Raw genomic sequence first — 17,033 nt, forward strand, 5'->3', positions numbered from 1 at the left:
ACGGGCGGGCTACGGGCTCAGAGGCCGAGTTCCGCCTCGAAAGCGCCGTCCTCGAGACGCTTCTTCATGAAGGTGAGGAAGCGAGCGGCGTCCGCCCCGTCGACCAGGCGGTGGTCGTAGGAGAGGAACAGGTACATCATCGAGCGGATCGCGATCGAGTCGTCGCCCTCGGCGTTCTGGACCACCGCGGGCCGCTTGGTGATGGTGCCGGTGCCGAGGATGCCGACCTGCGGGCTGGGCACGATCGGGGTGTCCCAGAGTGCGCCGCCCGAGCCGGTGTTGGTCAGCGTGAACGTCGCCCCGGAGAGGTCGTCCGGGCCGAGCTTGTTGTTCTTGGCCTTCGAGCCCAGCTCGCCGATCTGACGGGCCAGGCCCGCCAGGTTCAGGTCGCCGGCGTTCTTGATGACCGGGACGACCAGCCCGCGCTCGGTATCCGCTGCCATGCCGATGTTCTCGGCCGCGGCGTACTTCACGGTGTCGCCGTCGATGGTGGCGTTGAGCTTGGGGTAGACCTTCAGACCCTCGATCGCGGCCATCATGAGGAACGGCAGGAAGGTCAGCTTCGCGCCCTCGCGCTGAGCGAACGCATCCTTGGCGCGGCCGCGCAGCTTGGCGATCCGCGTCATGTCGACCTCGACCGCCGTGGTCAGCTGAGCCTGCTCGTGCAGGGACTCGACCATGCGCTTGGCGGTGATCTTGCGGATCCGGGACATCTTCTCCTCGGTGCCGCGCAGCGGGGAGGCCTCGACCTTGGGAGCTTCGGCGGGAGCGGCCGCGGCCGGGGCGGACGCCGCCTCGGCAGGTGCCTGGGCAGCGGCCTTCTGCTCGTCGATGGCCTGCTGGACGTCCTGCTTGCGGATCCGGCCGCCCAGGCCCGTCCCGGTCACCGTGGAGAGGTCGATGCCGGCATCGGCCGCCATCTTCCGCACCAGCGGCGTCACGTAGCCGGAGGACTCGGCGCCGGTGACGGAGTCCGCGGCCTTCGGGGTCGTCTCGGGCACCGAGGGGTCCTGCTTCTCCTGCCCCTGGGGGGCATCGGCCTTGGCCTCAGCGGGCTGCTCGCTCTGCGTCGGCGCCGCGGACTGCTCGGCCTTCTCCTCCGCCGGCATCTCCGCGGCCTGCTCGGCCTTCTCCTCGGCCGGCTTCTCCGCGGCCTCGGCCTGCTCGGGCTCCTTCTCCTCCGCCTTCTCCTCGGCGGCCGGAGCCTGCTGCGTCGGCTCATCGCCGCCCGCGGACGCTCCGGAGGAGTCGCCGACGACTGCGAGCACGGCACCGACCTCGGCGTCGTCGTCCTCCTGGACGCGGATCTCGAGCACGGTGCCCGCGACCGGGGAGGGGATCTCGGTGTCGACCTTGTCGGTGGAGACCTCGAGCAGCGGCTCGTCGACCTCGACGCTCTCGCCGACGCTCTTGAGCCAGCGGGTCACGGTGCCCTCGGTGACGGACTCACCGAGGGCCGGCATCGTGACCTCCTCGCCGGCGGCGGCGCCACCGGCGGCACCCGAACCGGCCTCGTCCGAGGCATCGGCGGGCTTCTCGGACTCTCCGGCCGGCGCCTCCTCATCGGTGGAGGGGGCGACGGTCTCGTCGGAGGCGAGATCTTCGCCCTCGCCGGAGGGCGCGGAGCCCTGGTCGGAGCCGCCAGCGGACTCGGTCTGCTCGTCGGAGGCGGCAGGAGCTTCCTCGCTCTCCTGCTGCGCACCCGAGTCACCGGAGCCCTCGTCGGAGGAGCCGGATCCGTCGCCGATGACGACGAGATCGGCGCCGACCTCGGCGTCGTCGTCCTCCTCGACCAGGATCTTCTCGATGGTGCCGGCGACAGGGGAGGGGATCTCGGTGTCGACCTTGTCGGTCGAGACCTCGAGCAGCGGCTCGTCGACGTCGACGGTGTCGCCGACGCCCTTGAGCCAACGGGTGACGGTGCCCTCGGTGACGGACTCACCGAGCGCCGGCATCTTCACGGTTTCAGACATGGGGGTTCTCCTCCTGGTGGGCTCAGGCGTGGGCGTGCAGGGGCTTGCCGGCGAGCGCCAGGGCGGCTTCGCCCATGGCTTCGTGCTGCGACGGGTGGCCGTGGATGAGGGAGGCGACATCCTCGGGGTAGGCCTCCCAGTTGACGATGAGCTGGGCCTCGCCCATGAGCTCGGAGACGCGCGAGCCGATCATGTGCACGCCGACGATCGCGCCGTTCTTCTCGCGCACCATCTTGATGAAGCCGGTGGTGCCGAGGATCTGGGACTTGCCGTTGCCGGCGAGGTTGTACTCGTAGGTCTCCACGGCATCCTCGCCCAGCTGCTCCTTGGCCTGCTTCTCGGTGAGGCCGACGGAGCCCAGCTGCGGCTCGCAGTAGGTGATGCGCGAGATGCCGGACTCGATGATCGGGGCGGGGTTCTGGCCGGCGATGCGCTCGGCGACGAAGATGCCCTGCTGGAAGCCGCGGTGGGCGAGCTGGAGGCCGGGGACGATGTCGCCGACGGCGTAGACGCCGGGGACGTTGGTCTCCAGGGTCTCCATGTTCGCGAGGACGAAGCCCCGGTCCATCTCGATGCCCTGCTCCTCGTAGCCCAGCCCGGAGGTCGTCGGCCCGCGGCCGACGGCGACCAGCAGGTAGTCGCCCTCGAAGACCGTGCCGTCGGTCAGAGTGACCTTCACGCCGGAGTCGGTCTGCTCGGCCTTCTCCGTGAACACGCCGAGCGAGGAGGTGATGCCGCGCTTCTTGTAGGCCCGCTCGAGGGCCTTGGACAGCGACTCGTCCTCGTTGGCCACCAGATGGGGGAGACCCTCGACGATGGTCACGGACTCGGCGCCGAGCGACTTCCACACCGAGGCGAACTCGACGCCGATGACGCCGCCGCCGAGGATGATCGGGTTCTTGGGCACCTCCGGCAGCTGCAGCGCGGTCTCGGAGTCGAGGAACCGGCCGCCGAGGTCGATCCCCGGCAGCGTCTTGGAGTAGGAGCCGGAGGCCAGCACGATGTTCTTGCCGGTCAGCTCGCGGGTGCCGGACTCGGTCTCGACGGTCACCGTCTGCGGACCGGTGAGACGGCCGAAGCCTTCGACGTACTCGACCTTGCGCGCCTTCACGAGGCCCTGGAGCCCCTTGTAGAGGCGGCCGATGATCTTGTCCTTGTAGCCGAGCATCTTCTCGACGTCGACCGAGCCGACGGTGAGCTCGAGCCCGACCTCGGACGCCTCGGACGGGGTGTCGGCGAGCTCGCCGACGTGCAGCAGCGCCTTCGTCGGGACGCAGCCGCGGTGCAGGCAGGTGCCACCGAGCTTGTCCTTCTCCACGAGAGCGATCTTCTGGCCGAGCTGGGCTCCGCGCAGCGCGGCCGCATAGCCGCCGCTGCCACCGCCCAGGATCACGACGTCGAACTGGTCAGTGGTTGTATCCGCCACCTGTGTGCTCCTCGGTGTGTGGGTGTTCTACGCGGCGCGCTGACCGGGCTGGTCGACGGCACCGCCTGCGGGTCCCATGCTAGGCCACCAGGCGGTGCCGTTCGGCTCGCTGCGCAGGATGCCCAGCGGGGCCGGGCATCCCGGGTCAGGCGGCGGGGGCGGAGGCGCGGTCCTCGAGCACCCGCAGCACGGTGCGCACGCTCATGCCGGTGCCTCCCTTGCCCATGTATCCCAGCGGGGAGGATGCGTACCCGGGGCCGGCGATGTCCACGTGGGCCCACTCCGCCTCACCCACGAACTCGGCCAGGAAGATGCCGGCGGTCAGGGCCCCGCCCCAGCGTTCGCCGATGTTGCGCAGATCGGCCACCCGACCGGTCAGGTCCGCCCGCAGCTCCGCCGGGAAGGGGAGGGGCCAGAACGGCTCGCCGGTCAGCTCGGACGCCTCCATCACGGCGTCGCGACCGGCCTGGGTGCCCATCACCCCGGCGGTGCGCTTGCCGAGCGCCACCACGGCGGCGCCGGTGAGCGTGGCCACATCCATGACCAGGTCGGGCTCGTCGGCGACCGCGTCGACCAGGGCGTCGGCCATGACCATGCGGCCCTCCGCGTCGGTGTTGAGCACCTCGACCGTCTTGCCGTTGCGCATGGTGACCACGTCACCGGGGCGCTGGGCGCCGCCCCCGGGCATGTTCTCGGCCAGCGCCAGGAAGGCGGTGACCTTGACGTCGAGCCCGAGCCGGGCGGCGCCGACCGTCGCGGACAGCACGGTCGCGGCGCCGGTCATGTCCGAGGTCATGTCGTCCATGCCGGCGGCGGGCTTGATCGAGATGCCGCCGGTGTCGAAGGTGATGCCCTTGCCCACCAGCGCGACGGAGCTGCGCGCGTTCTCCGGCGCATACTCGACGCGCACCAGACGCGGGGGACGGGTCGAGCCCTGGCCGACGCCGACGATGCCGCCGTAGCCGCCCTCGGCGAGCTGCTTCTCGTCCAGCACCGTGACCGTCAGCGGCAGGTCGGCAGCGACCTCCTCGGTCCGGCGCGCGAACTCGGCGGGGTAGAGCAGATTCGGCGGGGTGTTGACCAGATCGCGCGTGAGACCGACGACGTCGGCGAGCACACCGGCACGCTCGGCCGCGGCGGTGATGGCCGGCGCGGCGGCGTCCTCGCTCAGCAGCGTGATCGAGCCCAGAGCCGGCTTCGGGGCGGACGAGCCCGAGCCGGTCTTGTGGGCGGTGAAGGCATAGGCACCCAGGGCCGCGCCCTCCAGAGCCGCGGCCTGCTGGGCGGCAGTGCCGCCGGGCAGAGCGATCGCGGCGCCGGCGGTGCCCGTCAGGGAGCGGGTGGCGGCGCCGAACGCCAGGCGGAGGTCCTCGTCGTCGGCCTCGGAGAGATCCTCCTCACCGAGGCCCACGAGCAGGAGCGAGCCGGCGGAGGTCAGGCCGTAGGAGGGAATCCGGTGGAGGTCGCCGCGGGCTGCGGAGGCGTCCAGAGGTGCGATGACCTCGGAGATCTCCGGAGCTCCGGGGACGCTCGAGGGGGTGTAGCCGGCCCCGGCGAGCAGCGGCAGGATGAGGACGTCGGTATCGACGTCGCGCAGGGAGGTGTCAGACACGGTGATGGTGGGCATGGTTCCATCGTAGAGCTGGCGCGGACCTGCCGGTCGCCCCGTGCGGCCCGCTGACGCAGAGCCGGCAGGCCGTGGCATCTCCACGGCCCGGACATGACGAGGACGGGACGGTCGATGCTGGCGCTGAGCATCCTGGTGTCGGTGGTCTGCGTGGTGACCGCGCTGCTGGGCATCTACTACGCGGTGCGCGATCTGCGGGCCGATCTGGTCCTGCTCGGTGCATGTGCGCTGGTCGCGGTGGTCTGGGTCGTCCTCGCCGTCGTGCTGGGGCTGGAGGACCTCGCCGGCGGTGCCCCGGCCGACCGGGTCACCCTCTACGGCTATCTCCTGACCGGCCTGGCCATGGCCGTCGCCGGCGTGTGGGTCGGCGTGTGGGAGCGCAGCCGCTGGGGCAGCCTCGCGATCGCCGTGGTCGCCCTGACGTCCGTGGTGCTGCTGATGCGCCTTCATCAGATCTGGCCGGGAGGCTTCGCGTGAGCGATGACATGAGGCACACGTCCGACGGGGAGAAGCGCCCCACCGCTGCGCCGCGTGCGGGAGAGCAGACGCGCTCACGCGGCTTCGAGGCCGTGCTGATCATCGTCTACGGGCTGTTCGCCCTCTCCGCGACGGCCCGCAGCCTGGTCCAGATCCTGCGGGACTTCTCCTTCGCGCCCGTCGCCTATGGCTTCTCGCTGCTGGCGGCGCTGACCTACATCGCCGTGACCCTCGCCCTGATCCGCCGCGGCCGCCGTTCACCCCTGGCCCAGGCGCTGTGCACGCTCGAACTGGTCGGCGTGCTGGCCGTGGGCACGCTGAGCCTGCTCGATCCCGAGCTGTTCGCCGACGCCACCGTGTGGTCGGTCTATGGGCGCGGATACGGCTTCGTGCCGCTGCTGCTGCCGGCGGTGGCGCTGATCTACATGGTGCGCGGCCGACGCACCCGGTGAGCCGCGTCGGTGCCGGCCCCTCGGCCGCGTCCCGACGACGCCCGACCGCGTACGGTATCCCCGTGACCACAGACGACACCTCCCGACGCGGGCCGTACGAGACGCTGTTCCGCCGCGGCCTCAGCCGGCTCGATGCCGAGCAGGCGCACCGCCTCACCGTCAGCTCGCTGCGGGCGGCCCAGAACCTGCCCGGCGGTCGGCGACTGCTGCGGGCGGCCTTCGCCACCCCTGACCCGCTGCACGATCACCGTCCCGCCCGCCATGTCCTGGGCGCCGACCATCACAGCCCGCTGGGGCTGGCGGCCGGCTTCGACAAGGACGGTGAGGTGCCGCTGGCGCTGCTCGACCTCGGCTTCGGCCATGTGGAGGTGGGCACGGTCACGGCCAAGCCCCAGCCCGGCAATCCCCGCCCGCGATCGTTCCGGCTGATCCCGGACCGCGCCCTCATCAACCGGATGGGCTTCAACAATCACGGCGCCGAGGCACTGGCCCGGCATCTCGCGACCGCTCGCCGTACCGAGCGCGGCCAGCGCGCCGTGATCGGTGTGAACATCGGCAAGTCGAAGGTCACCCCCCTCGAGGATGCGGCGGAGGACTACCGCTTCTCCGCCCGTCTGCTCGCGCCGTACGCCAGCTACCTCGCGATCAACGTTTCCAGCCCGAACACCCCGGGGCTGCGTGACCTCCAGAGCATCGACATGCTCCGGCCCGTGCTCGAGGCCGTTCTCGACGAGGTCTCCCGGGCACGACGACGCCTGCGCCGCGAGCTCCCCGTGCTCGTGAAGATCTCCCCTGATCTCCACGACGAGGACCTCCGGGCCGTCGCAGCCCTCGCCACCGACGTCGGCCTCTCGGGCGTCATCGCGACCAACACCACCATCGCCCGGCCCGCATCGCTGCGCACCGAGCCCGAGCGGCTGGAGACCATCGGCGCGGGCGGCCTGTCCGGGCCCGTGCTCGCCGAGCGCTCCCTGGAGGTGCTGCGACTGCTGCGCGCCGAACTGCCGGGCGAGGCCGCCATCATCAGCTGCGGGGGAGTGACCACCGCCGCCGACGTCCGCGCCCGCCTGGCGGCCGGGGCCGACCTGGTCCAGGGGTACACGGCGATGATCTACGAGGGCCCGGGCTGGCCGGGGCGGCTGGCCCGCGAGCTCGGTGGCGAGGCATGGGCCTGAGCACGTCCTGCCGCCCGGCGGCGGTGCACGGCCGCCGGCGCAGGACCTGCGGCGCCGGCGTCCCCGACCTAGGCTGAAGGTATGGACGAGGACCTGTTCTCGCTCGGTGGCGATGCGCCGACCCCGCGCACGCTGTCCGACCGCAACCGCGACCATCGCGCCCCGCTCGCGGTGCGGATGCGTCCGCGCAGCCTCGAGGAGATCGTCGGCCAGCACGACGCCCTCGAGCCCGGCAGCCCCCTGCGCCGCCTGGTGGCGGCCGACGACGCCCGGACCGCACCCAGCTCCGTGATCCTGTGGGGCCCGCCCGGCACGGGCAAGACCACCCTGGCCTACGTCGTCGCGCAGTCGGGGGACCGCGAGTTCGTCGAGGTCTCCGCAGTGCTCGCCGGCGTCAAGGACATCCGCGAGGTGGTCGACCAGGCGCGCTCGAGGCTGCGGACCGTCGGCCGCGAGACGGTCCTGTTCATCGACGAGGTGCACCGCTTCTCGAAATCGCAGCAGGACGCCCTGCTGCCCAGCGTCGAGAACCGCTGGGTCACCCTCATCGCCGCGACCACTGAGAACCCGTACTTCTCGGTGATCTCCCCGCTGCTGTCCCGCTCGATCGTGCTCACGCTCGAGTCGCTGGAGCGCTCGGATCTCGACGAGCTGATCGATCGCGCCCTGAACGACGAGCGGGGCCTGGACGGCGCGGTGACGCTGACGTCCGAGGCCCGCGAGGCCCTGCTGCGCCTGGGCGGGGGAGATGCGCGCAAGATCCTGACCTCGCTCGAGGCCGCCGCGGCAGCCGCCCTGATGAAGGAATCCCGGGAGATCGACGCGGCCACCCTGTCGCAGGCGGTCAACCGCGCCGCGCTGCGCTACGACCGCGCCGGGGACCAGCACTACGACGTCACCAGCGCCTTCATCAAGTCCATGCGCGGCAGCGATGTCGACGCCGCACTGCACTACCTCGCCGTGATGATCGAATCGGGGGAGGACCCGCGCTTCATCGCCCGCCGCGTCGTCATCGCCGCGAGCGAGGAGGTCGGCATGGCCGACCCCGACGCCCTGCAGGTGGCGGTCGCCGCCATGCAGGCCGTCCAGATGCTCGGCATGCCCGAGGGCCGGATCCCCCTGGCCCAGGCCGTGGTGCATATCGCGACCGCCCCGAAGTCGAACGCCTCCTACCGGGCGCTGGATGCGGCGATCGCCGACGTCCGGGCCGGCAAGGGCACCGGGGTACCGGCTCATCTGCGCGATGCGCACTACGCCGGGGCCGAGAAGCTGGGCCACGGCACCGGCTACCGGTATGCCCACGACGCGCCGCACGGCGTGGTCGCCCAGCAGTACGCCCCGGACGATCTCGTCGGGGTGGACTACTACCGGCCCACGAACCACGGCAACGAGGACCGCACCAGCCGGCGGGTCGAAGCGCTGCGCAGGATCCTGCGCTCGGGCGACGCGCGCGGCAGCTGAGGGCGGCGCCCTCCGCGGCGCTGTGGGGGACTCCACAGGACGCGGGCGCTGATCGGGGCCGATGTCCGTTGAGCAGCGGTGTGCGCTGGGGTAGTGTGGGGCGCTGAATCCGCGGCTGCAAGATCAGGATTCAACCACGCGAACAGAGGTAGACCTCGTGACCAACGTCACCCGTGCGCGCCGGCAGGCGCGCCTGTCCCGAGCCCTCGGGCTCCCGCTCACCCCGAAGTCGATCAAGTACTTCGAGAAGCGCCCGTACCCCCCGGGCGAGCACGGCCGTGCTCGCCGTCGGACCGAGTCCGACTACGCCGTGCGTCTGCGCGAGAAGCAGCGTCTGCGCGCCCAGTACGCACTGCGCGAGAAGCAGATGCACCGCTCCTACCTGGACGCCAAGAAGGAGGCGGGCCTGACCGGCGAGAGCATGGTCGAGCTGCTCGAGATGCGTCTCGACGCGCTCGTGCTGCGTGCCGGCTTCGCCCGCACCATCCTCCAGGCCCGTCAGGCCGTCGTGCACCGCCACATCATGGTCGACGGCAAGGTGGTCGACCGGCCCTCCTTCCGCGTGAAGCCCGGCCAGACCATCCAGGTCAAGCCGAAGGCTCAGGCCATGGACCAGTACCAGATCGCCGCCGAGGGCGGTAACTCCGACGTCTACGCCTCCACCCCGGTGTACCTGTCGGTCGAGCTCGACCAGCTCAAGGCCAAGCTGGTCTCGCGGCCCAAACGCGCCGAGGTCCCCGTGACCTGCGACGTGCAGATGGTCGTCGAGTACTACGCGCGCTGACATGCGCTGATCGCGACGCGAAAGGCCCCGGCAGGAGTACTCCGGTACCCTGACCGGGGCCTTCGTGTCCGCACCGCCCGCCCGGCGCCGCCGCGGGCCCGCCCCAGGTGTCTCAGGAAGGACCTCCCCAGACATGCGCACCTCAGAGATCCATCGCCGCTGGCTCGAATTCTTCGCCTCGAAGCAGCACGAGGTCGTCCCCAGCACCTCGCTGGTCTCCTCGGACCCCTCGATCCTGTTCACGATCGCCGGCATGGTTCCCTTCATCCCGTACATCGTGGGCACCGAGAAGCCTCCGTACGCGCGCGCGGTCAGCGTCCAGAAGTGCATCCGCACCAACGACATCGAGAACGTCGGCCGCACCACGCGCCACGGCACGTTCTTCCAGATGGCGGGGAACTTCTCCTTCGGGGACTACTTCAAGCAGGGTGCGATCGACCTCTCCTGGGAGTTCCTGACCTCCAGCCAGGACGCCGGCGGGCTCGGTATGGATCCCGAGCGCCTGTGGTTCACCGTCTGGGAGCACGACGAGGAGTCCTACCGCCACGTCACCGAGGTGATCGGGCTCGAGCCCCGCCGCGTGGTGCGCCTGCCGCGCGAGGAGATCTTCTGGGACACCGGCCAGCCCGGTCCCGCCGGTCCCTGCGGCGAGTGGCACTACGACCGCGGCCCGGAGTACGGACCCGAGGCCGTCACCGGCACGGTCCCCGAATGGCCGGGTGACGAGCGCGCCGAGGACCGTTACATCGAGATCTGGAACCTCGTGTTCGACCAGTACCTGCGCGGCGAGGGCACGGGCAAGGACTACCCGCTGCTCGGTGAGCTGGACCAGAAGTCCATCGACACGGGGCTCGGTGTCGAGCGCGTCGCCTATCTGCTGCAGGGCAAGCAGAACATGTACGAGATCGACCAGGTCTTCCCCGTCATCGAGAAGGCGCAGGAGCTCACCGGCCGGGTCTACGGGGCCGACGAGGAGGACGACGTCCGTCTGCGCATCGTCGGCGACCACGTCCGCAGCGCGATGATGCTGGTGGCCGACGGGGTCCGGCCCGGCAACGAAGGCCGCGGCTACGTGCTGCGCCGCCTGATCCGACGCGCCGTGCGCTCGATGCGGCTGCTCGGCCACACCCAGCCGTCCATGCCGCAGCTGCTGCCCATCTCGCAGTCGGTGATGGTGGAGTCCTACCCGGAGCTCGAGGCGGACTTCGGCCGCATCGCCGAGATCGTCTACGCCGAGGAGGAGGCGTTCCGCCGCACCCTCGAGACCGGCACCACGATCTTCGATCAGCTGGTGAGCGATGTGAAGGGCAGCGGGGGCCGCTCCGTCCCCGGCGAGGACGCCTTCCGTCTCCACGACACCTACGGCTTCCCGATCGACCTCACCGTCGAGATGGCCCACGAGGTCGGCCTCACGGTCGACGAGACCGCCTTCCGCAGCGCCATGCAGGAGCAGCGCGAGCGCGCCCGCGCCGACGCCGCCGCCAAGAAGTCCGGGCACACCGACACGGCGATCTACAACCGTCTGCTCACCCAGCGCGGCGAGAGCGTGCCGTTCCTGGGCTACACGGAGTCCACCGTCGCGACCACCGTCGAGTCGGTGCTGGTCGGCGGGGAGCTCGTCAACGCGGTCGATGCCCCGGCGGATGTCGAGGTGGTCCTCGCCTCGACCCCGTTCTACGCCGAGGCCGGCGGCCAGCTCGCCGATCAGGGCCAGATCACCATCGCCGGCGGCGGCCTGATCGAGGTCGACGACGTGCAGGCCCCGGTGCGCGGGCTCATCGTCCACCGCGGCCGCCTCGTCGAGGGCTCGGTCGCCACCGGGACCGAGGCGGTCGCCGCGATCGACACCGCCCGCCGCGGCGCGATCGCCCGCGCGCACACCGCCACGCACATGGTCCACCAGTCCCTGCGCGAGGAGCTCGGTGAGGGCGCGACCCAGGCCGGTTCGGAGAACTCCCCGGGCCGCATGCGCTTCGACTTCCGCTACGGCCAGGGCGTCCCGCACAGCGCGCTCGAGCAGATCGAGGGCAGGGTGAACACCCTGCTGCAGGACGAGCTCGCGGTCACCGACCAGCAGATGCCGATCGACGAGGCCCGCGCGCTCGGTGCCCAGGCCCTGTTCGGCGAGAAGTACGGCGACATCGTCCGGGTCGTCTCCATCGGCGGGGACTGGTCCCGTGAGCTGTGCGGCGGCACCCATGTCCCCAGCACCGGCGCCATCGGCACCGTGCAGCTGATGGGGGAGTCCTCCATCGGCAGCGGCGTGCGTCGCGTCGACGCTTTGGTGGGCCTGTCCGCCTACCGCTACCAGGCCAAGGAGCACGCCCTGGTCTCCCAGCTCTCCGAGCTGCTGAAGGTGGGATCTCCTGACGACCTGCCCGACCGGGTGCGCGCCCTGACCCAGCGGACCAAGGACATGGAGAAGCAGCTGGCCGCACTGCGCGGGCAGCAGCTGCAGGCCGAGGCCGGGCGCCTGGCCGGCGAAGCGGTCGACGTCGCCGGGGTGCGGCTGCTGGCCCACGACGCCGGGGAGGGGATCGCCGCCGGCGATCTGCGGACCCTCGCGCTGGACCTGCGCTCGCGCCTGGGCGACGACGCGCCTGCCGTGGTCGCCGTGGCCGGGCACGAGAACGAGCGCGCCGCGCTCGTCGTCGCCACCAGCCCCGGAGCCCGCGATCTGGGCCTGGCCGCCGGGAAGATCCTGGCCACCGCCGCCGAGGCGATGGGCGGACGCGGCGGCGGCAAGCCCGACCTCGCCCAGGGAGGCGGCGGTGAGCCCGCCCGCATCCCCGATGCCCTCGCCGCGGTGCGCAGCACTATCAAGGCGGCCGTGACCGCATGAGGCCATCCGACGACGTCCAGGATGTCGCGGGGCTTCCCCGCGGAGTCCGTCTGGGGGTTGATGTCGGAGATGTCCGGGTCGGGCTCGCACGCAGCGACCGCGACGGGATGGTGGCGACCCCGGTCGAGACCGTCGAACGGCAGTCCGCGGCCGCGCGCGTGGCGCTCGAGGCGCGCGAGACGGAAGCTCGTGTCATCATGGTCGGGCTTCCGCGTTCCCTGGACGGGACCGAAGGACCTGCCGCCGCCAAGGCCCGCGACTTCGCTGCAGAACTGGCCACGGTCCTGGCACAGAGCCCGCAGGACACCCCGGGAGTCGGCGACGTCGAGATCCGCCTTCTCGACGAGCGGCTGACGACGGTGACAGCGCACCAGGCGCTGCACACCTCGGGCCGCAAGGGACGCAAGCACCGGCAGGTCGTCGATCAGGTCGCCGCCGTGATGATCCTGCAGCAGGCGCTGGACATCGAAAGGGTGACCGCAGCGCGCGCCGGCGAGCTCGTGCCTGCCGCGCAGGACGATTCCGAGCAGGCGGAACGCACCGATCAGGAGGGCACCGCATGAGCGACGACGAGCTGTCCCTGGAGGAGCTCACACAGGAGGAATCCAGCAGCGGCGATCACGGCGCGGCGCCGGCGAAGGGCAACAGCCACCGAGGCCGCCGGCGCAGTCCGCGGCGCGGAGGGTTCGTGCGCTCGGTGCTCCCTGTGCTGCTGGTGATCCTGGTGGTCGCCGGGCTCGGCGTCGGCGGCGTCCAGGGATACCGGTGGCTCACCTCCAACGTCAATGTCGAGACCGAGGCGGCCGATTACCCGGGGCCCGGCAGCGGGGAAGCCGTCGTCGAGGTCGCCGAGGGCGACACCGGCACCGACATCGCACAGACCCTCGTCGAGCACGACGTCATCAAGACCACGGGCCCGTTCGTCAATCTCTTCGCCAACACGCCCGACGCCTCGGGCATCGAGCCGGGCGTCTACCGGCTCCAGCAGAAGATGCCCGCCGCCGACGCGCTGGAAGCCCTGATGGATCCCGCGAATCTCGCCGGACACCGGGTGATCGTGCCCGAGGGGCTGCGTCTGACCCAGATCTGGCCGCTCCTGTCCGAGGCCTCCGGGATCCCGGTGGAGGACTTCGAGGCGGCTGCCGAGGACTACACCTCCTACGGCATCCCCGAGAACCCGGCGGAGTCCATGGAGGGATACCTGTGGCCGGGCCGCTACGACATCCCCGAGGAGGCCACCGCCGAGGAGGTCATCTCGATGATGTGGGAGCGCATGGAGGAGGAGCTGAGAGCTCGCGAGATCCCGGAGGAGGAGTGGCACGAGTCGCTGACCATCGCCTCCCTCGCGGAGCTCGAGGCCAGCAATGCCGAGGACTACGGAAAGGTCGTGCGCACCATCCATAATCGGCTCGAGGGCGCCGGTGATGCCGGCGGCAAACCGATGAGGCTCCAGTTCGACTCCACGGTCCACTACGTCACCGGCAAGAGCGCCAGCGTCGGCACCACCGACGAAGAGCGTGCCACCGACAGCCCGTACAACACCTACGCCCACACCGGCCTCCCCCCGGGGCCGATCGCCGCCCCCGGGGGCGCGACGCTGGATGCGACCATCGACCCGCCCGAGGGCGACTGGCTGTACTTCGTGACGGTCAACACCGATACCGGGGAGACGAAGTTCGCCGAGACCTGGGCGGAGCACGAGAAGAACGTGGCCGAATGGCAGGCCTGGGCGGAGGCGAAGGGGTGACCGCCCCCTCCCGGTTCGCGGTGGTGGGCTCGCCGGTCGCGCATTCGCTCTCGCCCGTCCTGCATGCCGCCGCCTACCGCACCCTTGGTATCGAGCACGCGACATACGAGCGCTACGACGTCCCCGCCGGCGAGCTGGAGGCATTCGTGCAGGGCGGCGCCGGCCGCGAGCTGGACGGCCTGAGCGTGACGATGCCCGGCAAGCCGGAGGCCTTCGCGCTGGCCGCCGAGACCGATGAGACCTCGCGCGCCCTGGGCGTCTCCAACACCCTGATCCGTCGCCCCGACGGCACGTGGAGGGCGGAGAACCACGATGTCCACGGGATCGTGGCGGCACTGGGCGATCACGGAGTCGCACCCGCCGGCTCCGGAACTGCCGGGCCCGTTCGGGGCGCGGTGATCGGGTCGGGGTCGACGGCGCTCAGTGCGGTCGCCGCCCTGGTCGCTCTCGGGACCGGCACCATCGTGCTGACGGCTCGCAGCCCGGAGAAGCTGGCACCGCTGGAGGCTCTCGCCGCCCGGGCCGGTACCCCCGTGGAGCTGGTGGCGTGGGAGGACAGTCACGCTGCCCTGACGGCGGAGGTCGTCGTCAGCGCCCTCGCCGTCGGCGGCGCCGAGACGGTTGCCGCCGACTGGCGCCGGCGCGAGCCGCTCGCGGTGCCGCAGGTGTTCCTCGACGTGCTCTACGACCCGTGGCCGGCCCCGCTGGCGGCCCTGGTCGCCGAGCGCGGCGGCACCGTCGCCGACGGTCTCGAGATGCTGGCTCACCAGGCCGACATGCAGGTGCGCTCCATGCTCGCGGTCACCGAGGCCCCCGTCACCGAGATGCTGGCGGCGGCGCGCGGAGAGCTCGCCCGGCGCGCCTCGGGCCCCGGGACGCCGGGCTGACGACACCGTGCTCCCTTGTCGGGTTCAGCAAAGGAGTAGTAAAGTGGCGGCGCCCGACGGGTCTCGTCGGACGCCGCTGGATCGAGCACGAGGAAGTGACTCATGGACCTGGACCAAGGGCTCGGGGGCGAGAACGACCCCATCGACTCGCAGCGAGCCGGTTCTGCCACGATCGTCCCCGCCACGTCCCCGCCCACGGCGAAGTCCACAGCCGATCCGGCCGCGGACACTGCGCCTATCGGCCCGGACGTCTCGACACCGCTGCTGCGACGCTGCACAGCACTGGCCACCCGGGCCCGGGTGGACCTGCTGACCGCGACCCAGCACGCCGCCTCCGATGAGCTCGAGCAGACCCTGGCCACTCTGGAGGCCTGGGATCCGGACTCGCTCATCGACCCCGACCCGACGATGGTCGTCCTGGCCGCTGCCGCCCTGCAGGACCTCGCCGAGCGCCTGCCGGACAGCTCCGCCGGCCCCTTCGTCGCCCGCGTCGAGGCGGCACTGGAGCTCCTCCGCACGCTCATGCGGACCGGCCGGATCGGCGCCATGGCGTGATTGTCTTCACGTCCGTGCTGGCAGGAGGCGGATGGGGCCCATTTCGAGCGCCGGCCCGTGCTAATCTTCTTCAGTCGCTGCGGCGGCCGCCTGTCCGGGTGGCGGAATTGGTAGACGCGCTAGCTTGAGGTGCTAGTGCCCGTATTAGGGCGTAGGGGTTCAAGTCCCCTCTCGGACACCCTGTGGGACCCCGTCTCCGATCGTGGAGCGGGGTTCTTCTGCGTCACCGGCCGGCTGAGGCACCGCCGGGTCACGACCCGGCTCACCACGGAGCACCGTGGGAGAATCGCCGGCATGGTCCACGTCTTCCTCCATGAGCCCGCGATCGCCGGGAACACCGGCAACGCCATCCGGCTCTCCGCCGTGACCGGGGCCCGGCTCCACCTCATCGAGCCGCTCGGCTTCGATCTCGAGGACGCGAAACTGCGCCGGGCCGGGCTCGACTACCACGATCTCGCCGATGTGAGCATCCACCCCGACCTGGACCGCGCCCTGGCAGCCGCGCCCTCGGCGCGGGTGTTCGCCTTCACCGCGCATACCGAGACGACCTTCGACGAGATCGACTACGCCCCCGAGGATGTGCTGCTGTTCGGCACGGAGCCGACCGGCCTGCCGGCCTCGGCCCTGGAGCACCCCCGGGTGACCGCCCGGGTGCGGATCCCCATGCTCCCGGCCCGGCGCTCCCTGAATCTCGCCAATGCCGTCTCGATCGCCGTGTACGAGGCATGGCGGCAGTTCGGATACGACGGGGCGGGCGCATGACGCGGTCGCACGGAACCGGCACCAGGCTCCCGGCGCGGCTCGCCCGTCGCAACGCCCTCTTCCAGCAGTGGCAGTCCCTGCTGACCAACCGCACCAAGCGCTCCCGCAGCGGAGAGATGATCGTCCAAGGGGTCAGGCCGATCACCCGCGCCATCGCCCATGGCGTCGAGATCCGGGCGCTGCTGTCCGACGGCCGGGAGCGTCCCTCCCGGTGGGCCCGCGAGCTCCTGGCCTCGCCGCCGGCGCCGGTCGTCGAGGTCGATGCGGAGCTGATGGCCGAGCTGGGGGAGCGCGAGGAGGGGGTCCCCGAGCTGCTCGCCCTGGCCGCGGTGCCGAGCGACGACCTCGACCGGTTGACGCCGTCGTCCGACTCGTTGCTGGTCGTCTTCGACCGGCCCTCGAGTCCCGGCAACATCGGGTCCCTCGCCCGGACCGTCGACGCCCTCGGTGGCGTTGGCCTGATCATCACCGGGCACAGCGCCGACCCCTGGGATCCGGCCGCCATCCGTGCCAGCACCGGGTCGATCTTCGCCCAGCCCGTGCTGCGACGGGCCTCGCACCGCGACGTGCTGGACTGGGTCGATTCCCGGCGCGGGGAGGGCGAACCATGGACGGTGCTCGGTCTCGACGAGGCCGGTGGCCGCGCGATCTCTGACGTCGATCTCACGGGCCCCGTCGTGATCGTCGTGGGCAACGAGACGATCGGGATGAGCGCCGGCTGGCGCGAGGGATGCGACGTCGTCGCCGAGATCCCCATGACCGGCAGCGCTTCCTCGCTGAACGCCTCCATCGCAGGCTCGATCGCCCTGTACGAGGCGCGGCGCCAGCGCCAGGCCGCCGGGAAGCCGTCGCAGGGCCCCTGAGC

The 17,033-nt window shown here is 71.4% G+C and carries 15 protein-coding genes and 1 tRNA gene; 13 read left to right on the top strand and 3 right to left on the bottom strand.

Going from position 1 to position 17,033, the window contains the following annotated elements; all coding sequences use genetic code 11:
- Positions 1-17 precede the first annotated feature (17 nt).
- The 3 genes from sucB to AC5020_RS03215 form a co-directional block, all read right to left on the bottom strand.
- Positions 18-1,973 (bottom strand): 2-oxoglutarate dehydrogenase, E2 component, dihydrolipoamide succinyltransferase, encoded by a 1,956-nt coding sequence (gene sucB, locus AC5020_RS03205; RefSeq protein WP_464987194.1) that lies wholly within the window; start codon positions 1,971-1,973, stop codon positions 18-20.
- 22 nt (positions 1,974-1,995) lie between these two features.
- Positions 1,996-3,399, bottom strand: coding sequence for a dihydrolipoyl dehydrogenase (lpdA, locus tag AC5020_RS03210; RefSeq protein WP_464987195.1), 1,404 nt, complete (start codon positions 3,397-3,399; stop codon positions 1,996-1,998).
- Between the two features lie 145 nt (positions 3,400-3,544).
- Entirely contained in the window at positions 3,545-5,026 is a 1,482-nt protein-coding gene (locus AC5020_RS03215) for a leucyl aminopeptidase (RefSeq protein ID WP_464987196.1), read from the bottom strand.
- 93 nt (positions 5,027-5,119) lie between these two features.
- On the opposite strand from AC5020_RS03215, the gene AC5020_RS03220 reads away from it, so the two are divergent.
- From AC5020_RS03220 to AC5020_RS03280, 13 genes are all read left to right on the top strand, one after another.
- Positions 5,120-5,503, top strand: a complete 384-nt coding sequence (locus AC5020_RS03220; protein WP_377016932.1) for a hypothetical protein — start codon at positions 5,120-5,122, stop codon at positions 5,501-5,503.
- 8 nt (positions 5,504-5,511) lie between these two features.
- Entirely contained in the window at positions 5,512-5,955 is a 444-nt protein-coding gene (locus AC5020_RS03225) for a hypothetical protein (RefSeq protein WP_464987197.1), read from the top strand.
- 62 nt (positions 5,956-6,017) lie between these two features.
- Positions 6,018-7,130 (top strand): quinone-dependent dihydroorotate dehydrogenase, encoded by a 1,113-nt coding sequence (locus tag AC5020_RS03230; RefSeq protein WP_464987198.1) that lies wholly within the window; start codon positions 6,018-6,020, stop codon positions 7,128-7,130.
- An 81-nt stretch (positions 7,131-7,211) separates the two neighbouring features.
- Positions 7,212-8,591 carry a replication-associated recombination protein A gene (locus tag AC5020_RS03235; RefSeq protein ID WP_464987199.1) on the top strand — a complete coding sequence of 460 codons (1,380 nt, stop codon included), beginning with the start codon at positions 7,212-7,214 and terminating at the stop codon, positions 8,589-8,591.
- 157 nt (positions 8,592-8,748) lie between these two features.
- Positions 8,749-9,375, top strand: coding sequence for a 30S ribosomal protein S4 (gene rpsD, locus AC5020_RS03240; RefSeq protein ID WP_377016940.1), 627 nt, complete (start codon positions 8,749-8,751; stop codon positions 9,373-9,375).
- Positions 9,376-9,508: 133 nt separating this feature from the next.
- The gene (gene alaS, locus AC5020_RS03245; RefSeq protein WP_464987200.1) at positions 9,509-12,217 is read left to right on the top strand and encodes an alanine--tRNA ligase; all 2,709 of its coding nucleotides are present in this window, start codon (positions 9,509-9,511) and stop codon (positions 12,215-12,217) included.
- Positions 12,214-12,780 carry a Holliday junction resolvase RuvX gene (gene ruvX / locus AC5020_RS03250; RefSeq protein WP_464987201.1) on the top strand — a complete coding sequence of 189 codons (567 nt, stop codon included), beginning with the start codon at positions 12,214-12,216 and terminating at the stop codon, positions 12,778-12,780. The genes alaS and ruvX overlap by 4 nt, the downstream gene beginning before the upstream one ends.
- The gene (gene mltG, locus AC5020_RS03255) at positions 12,777-13,964 is read left to right on the top strand and encodes an endolytic transglycosylase MltG (protein ID WP_464987202.1); all 1,188 of its coding nucleotides are present in this window, start codon (positions 12,777-12,779) and stop codon (positions 13,962-13,964) included. Before ruvX ends, mltG begins: the two co-directional genes overlap by 4 nt.
- Positions 13,961-14,851 (top strand): shikimate dehydrogenase, encoded by an 891-nt coding sequence (locus AC5020_RS03260; protein ID WP_464987203.1) that lies wholly within the window; start codon positions 13,961-13,963, stop codon positions 14,849-14,851. The genes mltG and AC5020_RS03260 overlap by 4 nt, the downstream gene beginning before the upstream one ends.
- A 102-nt stretch (positions 14,852-14,953) precedes the next feature.
- Positions 14,954-15,406, top strand: a complete 453-nt coding sequence (locus tag AC5020_RS03265; RefSeq protein ID WP_464987204.1) for a hypothetical protein — start codon at positions 14,954-14,956, stop codon at positions 15,404-15,406.
- A gap of 92 nt (positions 15,407-15,498) precedes the next feature.
- A tRNA-Leu gene (locus tag AC5020_RS03270) sits at positions 15,499-15,584 on the top strand.
- Positions 15,585-15,700: 116 nt separating this feature from the next.
- The gene (locus tag AC5020_RS03275; RefSeq protein ID WP_377016953.1) at positions 15,701-16,168 is read left to right on the top strand and encodes a tRNA (cytidine(34)-2'-O)-methyltransferase; all 468 of its coding nucleotides are present in this window, start codon (positions 15,701-15,703) and stop codon (positions 16,166-16,168) included.
- On the top strand, positions 16,165-17,031 hold the full coding sequence (locus AC5020_RS03280) for a TrmH family RNA methyltransferase (protein WP_464987205.1): 867 nt from the start codon (positions 16,165-16,167) through the stop codon (positions 17,029-17,031). The genes AC5020_RS03275 and AC5020_RS03280 overlap by 4 nt, the downstream gene beginning before the upstream one ends.
- Positions 17,032-17,033 lie beyond the last annotated feature (2 nt).

Source organism: Brachybacterium sp. SYSU DS0246 (assembly GCF_059391765.1).

Coding starts and splice junctions, on each gene's coding strand:
- sucB (WP_464987194.1), bottom strand. CDS start 1,973: ATGTCTGAAACCGTGAAGATGCCGGCGCTCGGTGAGTCCGTCACCGAG.
- AC5020_RS03215 (WP_464987196.1), bottom strand. CDS start 5,026: ATGCCCACCATCACCGTGTCTGACACCTCCCTGCGCGACGTCGATACC.
- AC5020_RS03220 (WP_377016932.1), top strand. CDS start 5,120: ATGACGAGGACGGGACGGTCGATGCTGGCGCTGAGCATCCTGGTGTCG.
- AC5020_RS03225 (WP_464987197.1), top strand. CDS start 5,512: ATGAGGCACACGTCCGACGGGGAGAAGCGCCCCACCGCTGCGCCGCGT.
- AC5020_RS03235 (WP_464987199.1), top strand. CDS start 7,212: ATGGACGAGGACCTGTTCTCGCTCGGTGGCGATGCGCCGACCCCGCGC.
- alaS (WP_464987200.1), top strand. CDS start 9,509: ATGCGCACCTCAGAGATCCATCGCCGCTGGCTCGAATTCTTCGCCTCG.
- ruvX (WP_464987201.1), top strand. CDS start 12,214: ATGAGGCCATCCGACGACGTCCAGGATGTCGCGGGGCTTCCCCGCGGA.
- mltG (WP_464987202.1), top strand. CDS start 12,777: ATGAGCGACGACGAGCTGTCCCTGGAGGAGCTCACACAGGAGGAATCC.
- AC5020_RS03265 (WP_464987204.1), top strand. CDS start 14,954: ATGGACCTGGACCAAGGGCTCGGGGGCGAGAACGACCCCATCGACTCG.
- AC5020_RS03275 (WP_377016953.1), top strand. CDS start 15,701: ATGGTCCACGTCTTCCTCCATGAGCCCGCGATCGCCGGGAACACCGGC.
- AC5020_RS03280 (WP_464987205.1), top strand. CDS start 16,165: ATGACGCGGTCGCACGGAACCGGCACCAGGCTCCCGGCGCGGCTCGCC.